The sequence below is a fragment of the Paracoccus nototheniae genome, from assembly GCF_004335005.1.
Lineage (GTDB): Bacteria > Pseudomonadota > Alphaproteobacteria > Rhodobacterales > Rhodobacteraceae > Paracoccus > Paracoccus nototheniae.
This window is the reverse complement of record NZ_RQRT01000132.1, coordinates 1-4564: the sequence shown is the minus strand read 5'-3', so window position 1 is coordinate 4564 and position 4564 is coordinate 1. Positions and strand designations below refer to the sequence as shown.

At 68.9% G+C, this 4564-nt stretch carries 6 protein-coding genes; 4 read left to right on the top strand and 2 right to left on the bottom strand.

Annotated features, from left to right (window positions below; genetic code table 11):
- The 4 genes from EG885_RS21815 to EG885_RS21800 all read left to right on the top strand — a co-directional run.
- On the top strand, window positions 1-382 hold a 382-nt coding region (locus EG885_RS21815; RefSeq protein WP_131578873.1), incomplete at its 5' end, for a response regulator.
- A 202-nt stretch (window positions 383-584) separates the two neighbouring features.
- Window positions 585-1631 carry a methionine ABC transporter ATP-binding protein gene (locus tag EG885_RS21810; protein ID WP_131578871.1) on the top strand — a complete coding sequence of 349 codons (1047 nt, stop codon included), beginning with the start codon at window positions 585-587 and terminating at the stop codon, window positions 1629-1631.
- Window positions 1621-2295, top strand: coding sequence for a methionine ABC transporter permease (locus tag EG885_RS21805; RefSeq protein WP_131578869.1), 675 nt, complete (start codon window positions 1621-1623; stop codon window positions 2293-2295). The genes EG885_RS21810 and EG885_RS21805 overlap by 11 nt, the downstream gene beginning before the upstream one ends.
- A gap of 36 nt (window positions 2296-2331) precedes the next feature.
- Complete coding sequence (locus EG885_RS21800) at window positions 2332-3120, top strand: MetQ/NlpA family ABC transporter substrate-binding protein (protein ID WP_131578867.1); 789 nt, start codon at window positions 2332-2334, stop codon at window positions 3118-3120.
- A 16-nt stretch (window positions 3121-3136) separates the two neighbouring features.
- Here EG885_RS21800 and EG885_RS21795 read toward each other — a convergent pair whose 3' ends face one another.
- Complete coding sequence (locus EG885_RS21795; protein ID WP_131578877.1) at window positions 3137-3865, bottom strand: ABC transporter permease; 729 nt, start codon at window positions 3863-3865, stop codon at window positions 3137-3139.
- A gap of 32 nt (window positions 3866-3897) precedes the next feature.
- A partial coding sequence (locus EG885_RS21790; protein WP_423227225.1) for an ATP-binding cassette domain-containing protein occupies window positions 3898-4564 on the bottom strand: 667 nt, incomplete at its 5' end.

The window sequence follows — 4564 nt, the reverse complement described above, 5'->3', positions numbered from 1 at the left end:
CGCGACGCTGGACGGTTGCCGGGTTCTGCTGGTCGAGGACGAGCCGCTGGTCGCGCTGGACCTGCGCTTCGAGCTGGAGGATGCGGGCGCCATCGTCACCGGCGTCGCCCGCAGCGTCGCCGAGGCGCTGGAGGCCGGGCGCGCCGGTCCCATCGATCTGGCCTTGCTGGACGGCAATCTGAAGGGCGAACCGGTGGACGAGGTCGCGGCCCTGTTCGACAGCCTGTCGGTGCCCTTCTGCTTCGTCTCGGGCTATGGGCGCGAACATCTGCCGCAGGGCTTCGATCATGCGCCGCTGATCGAGAAACCGTTTCGCCCCGATACCCTGCGCAGCATCCTGACCGGGCTTCTGGCGCGGCCTCTGGCGCCTGCGGCGGAATAAGAACGCGCATCGGCTGCTGCATCGCCCCGGTCGGCCATTGGTTCCGGCCTTGCCCCGGCCCGGCGTCATCTGTTCCGGCGCCGGGCCGGGGGCGCGAATGCCGGTCCTTGCGGGGCCGTGGGGACCGGGTTCCGACCGGCTTGCGTCCGGGCGCGGTTTCGGGCATGCCCCCGCCCTGACTTTCGGCAAGCGGGCAGGGATCATGACCGGCACGGCGCAAAACGCGGCGATCATCTTTGACGGGCTGGGCAAATCCTATCCCAAGGCAGATGGACAGGTGACGGCCTTGGCCGACATCTCTCTGACCGTGCCTGCGGGCAGCATCACCGGCATCATCGGCAGATCGGGCGCGGGCAAGTCCACGCTGCTGCGCATGGTGAACGGCCTGGAACGCCCAACCGAGGGCCGGGTCGAGGTCACCGGGCAGGATGTCGGACAGGCGCGCGGCCCCGCCCTGCGCGCGATCCGGCGCAATGTCGGGATGATCTTTCAGCACTTCAATCTGCTGGCCTCGCGCACGGTGCGCGGCAACATCGCCCTGCCGCTGCAGATCGCGGGCACGCCCGGCGCGCAGATCCGCGCGCGGGTCGATCAGCTGATCGATCAGGTGGGCCTTGGCCCGTTGGCCGACCGCTATCCGGCGGAACTGTCGGGCGGCCAGAAACAGCGCGTCGGCATCGCCCGGGCCCTGGCCACGGGCCCGCAGGTTCTGCTGTCGGACGAGGCGACCAGCGCGCTGGACCCCGAGACCACCCAGACCGTGCTGGAGCTGTTGGTCCAGATCAACCGCGATCTGGGCCTGACCATCCTGCTGATCACGCATGAGATGGCGGTGCTGCGCGATATCTCTACCCATATGGCGGTGATCGAGGCGGGCCGCATCGTGGAATCCGGGCCGACCTATGACATCTTCACCCGTCCCACCCATCCCACCACCCGCAGCTTTCTGTCGGGCGTGACCGGGACCACGCTGCCCGCCTTTGTCTCGGGGCGGCTGCATCAGGATCCGCCCGGCGATCAGGTCATTCGCGTGACCTTTGCGGGAACCCATGCGACCGATCCGATGCTGGCCCGGCTGGCCACCGAACTGAGCATCAGCGCCAATATTCTGGGCGGTGCCATCGAGGAAATCGGCCAACGGCCTTTCGGCAACCTGCTGATCTCGGTCCCGGCCGATCAGGGCGACCGCACCCGGGCATTTCTGGAAACCCACGGGCTGATCACGGAGGCTTTGGGCCATGTCCGCTAACCTGATCCCCCTGTTGTGGGACGCGACGCTGCAGACCCTGTGGATGGTCGCCATCTCCTCGGTGCTGGGCACCTTGGGCGGGCTGCCTTTGGGCGTGTTTCTGGCCACCTCGCAGCGCGGCGAATTGCTGGCGGCGCCCTGGATCAACAAGGGGCTGGGGCTGGTGGTCAACGCCACCCGGTCCGTTCCCTTCATCATTCTGGTGGTGGCGATCATTCCCTTTACCCGCATGATCGCCGGCACCTCGATCGGCACCAATGCGGCCATGGTGCCGCTGACGCTGGCCGCGATCCCCTTCATCGCCCGGCTGGTCGAAAACGCCATCCGCGAGGTCGATCAGGGCCTGATCGAGGCCGCCCGCGCGATGGGCGCCACGCCGTTGCAGATCATTACCCGCGTGCTGATCCCCGAGGCGCTGCCCGCGATCACGCTTGGCCTGACGCTGGCCGTGGTCAGCCTGATCGGCTATTCCGCGATGGTCGGGGCGGTCGGCGGGCAGGGTCTGGGCGATCTGGGCATCCGCTATGGATACCAGCGTTTCATGCCCGAGGTGATGGCGGCGGTGGTCGTCATCCTGATCGTGCTGGTGCAGCTGGTCCAGTCGCTTGGCGAATGGATCGCCGCCCGCGTCGACCGTCGCGCCCCCCGCAATCGCGGCCTGTAACGTTTCCCCGTCTGCAGACAAGAAAGGACCAATCCCATGCTGCGTCTGACAACCCTCGTTTCCGCTCTGGCTCTCGGCACCGCCGCCATGGCCTCGACCGCTCTGGCCGAAGACATCACCGTCGGCGTCTCGCCCGGCGAACATGGCGAGATCATGGAAGAGGTGGCCAAGGTGGCCGCCCCCCTTGGTCTGAACATCGAGGTGATCGAGTTTTCCGATTACGTCGTCCCTAATCAGGCGCTGGCCGATGGCGATCTGGATGCCAACAGCTTTCAGCACCGCCCCTATCTGGAAAACCAGATGGCCGATCGCGGCTTCGGTCTGGTCGAGGTGGGGACCACGATCACCACGCCCATGGGCATCTATTCGGACAGCCTGACCTCGATGGACGATCTGCCCGAGGGCGCACAGGTCGCGATTCCCAACGATCCGACGAATGGCGGGCGCGCGCTGCTGATCCTGCAGGATCTGGGGATCATCACCCTGACCGAGGGCACGGGCCTTGTCCCCAGCCCTCTGGACGTGGCCGAGAACCCCAAGGGTCTGCGCTTTCTGGAACTGGACGCGGCGCAACTGCCGCGCACGCTGGCCGATGCCGATATCGCGATCATCAACACCAACTATGCGCTGGCCTCGGGCCTGTCGCCCAAAGACGACGCGATCGCGATGGAAAAGGCCGACAGCCCCTATGTCAACATCCTGGTCGTGCAGGAAGGCCGCGAGGCCGAGCCCTGGGTCCAGACGCTGGTCGAGGCCTATCACAGCCCCGAGGTCAAAGCCTTCATCGACGAGAAATACGAGGGCGCCGTCCTGACCTCGTGGTAATCAGCCGGGCCGCCCTTCAGGGGCGGCCCCGTTCCAACCGCTGCTGGATCAGCCCGGCACCGGCAAACAGCCCCATCCCCATCGCCGCCAGCACCGCCAGCGCCGCGAACATCAGGTCGGTCTGCCCGCGCCCGTTGGCCATCAGCATCACATGCCCAAGGCCGCGGCTGGACCCCACCCATTCCCCGATGATCACCGCCAGCGGCGCCTGCACGGCGGCCAGCCGCAGCCCCGATCCAAGCGCGGGCAGCGCATGGGGCAGCCGGATCAGCAGCAGGCAGGGCAGGGGCCGCGCCCGCATCATCCGGGCCAGATCCTCCAGCGCCGGGGGCGGACGCATCAGCGCATCGAACAGGACCGAGGTGACGGGGAAATAGACGACCAGCGCCACCATGACCACCTTGGACGGTGCGCCATAGCCCAGCCATAGCGTGACCACGGGGGCCAGCGCAAAGACCGGCACAGCCTGCGCCGCCACCAGCATCGGACGCAGCAAGACCCGCGCAAAGGGCGACAGCGCAAGGTTCAGCGCCGTCGCCAGCCCAAGCGCGATCCCCGCTGCCATCCCCATCGCCAGATTGGCCAGCGTGAAGCGCGCATTCTCGGCCAGCATCGGGCCATGGCGGATCAGCGCCGCGCCCACCTGCCCCGGTCCGGGCAGGATGAACGGCGGCACGCCCGTGGCCCAGACCAGCGCCTGCCACAACGCCAGCCCGGTCCCGGCGACCAGCAGCGCCCCGGCCATCCGCCGCGCCCGCAGGCCTGCCCGACCCACGGTCACGACGCCAAAGGCCGCATCAGCGCCGCGAACAGATCCGCCTGCGCGGCCAGCACATCGGGCGCGTCCAGCGGGCGCGGCACCGGGCCGGGCGGCAGGGGCAGGGGCCTGCTGCCCGCGCCGCCGATCAGATAGGCCCGCTGGCCAAGCCGCGCGGCCTCCAACGGGTCATGGGTGATCAGGATGACCGTGCGCCCCGCCAGCGCAGTCGCCGCCAGATCCTGCATCGCCGCCCGCGTCGCGGCATCCAGCGCCGAAAACGGCTCGTCCAGAACCACCAGCGGCGCATCCTCGATCAGCGTGCGGGCCAGCGCGACCCGCTGGCGCTGACCGCCCGACAGGGCGCCCGGACGACGATCCGCCATCCCCGCCAGCCCAAGCGCCTCCAGCAGCGCATAGGCCCGCGCGACATCGGGCCGCGCGCCCCGCAGCCGCGCCCCGATGGTGACATTCGCCAGCGCGCTGGCCCAGGGCAGCAGCTGATCCGATTGCCCCATCACCGCGACCGGCCCCATCGGCACCCGCAGACAGCCCTGCAACAGCGCCGCCACCGGCAGCCCCGCCACCATCCGCCCAAGCGTGGATTTCCCCACGCCCGATGCGCCCATCAGACAGGTCCATTCCCCCACCCGCGCCTCGATCCGCAGCCCCCGCGCCAGAACCCGA

What these genes read in the sequence shown, in the direction of transcription:
- EG885_RS21805 (WP_131578869.1), top strand. Translation starts at nt 1,621, where the DNA reads ATGTCCGCTAACCTGATCCCCCTGTTGTGGGACGCGACGCTGCAGACC.
- EG885_RS21800 (WP_131578867.1), top strand. Translation starts at nt 2,332, where the DNA reads ATGCTGCGTCTGACAACCCTCGTTTCCGCTCTGGCTCTCGGCACCGCC.
- EG885_RS21810 (WP_131578871.1), top strand. Translation starts at nt 585, where the DNA reads ATGACCGGCACGGCGCAAAACGCGGCGATCATCTTTGACGGGCTGGGC.
- EG885_RS21795 (WP_131578877.1), bottom strand. Translation starts at nt 3,865, where the DNA reads ATGGCCGGGGCGCTGCTGGTCGCCGGGACCGGGCTGGCGTTGTGGCAG.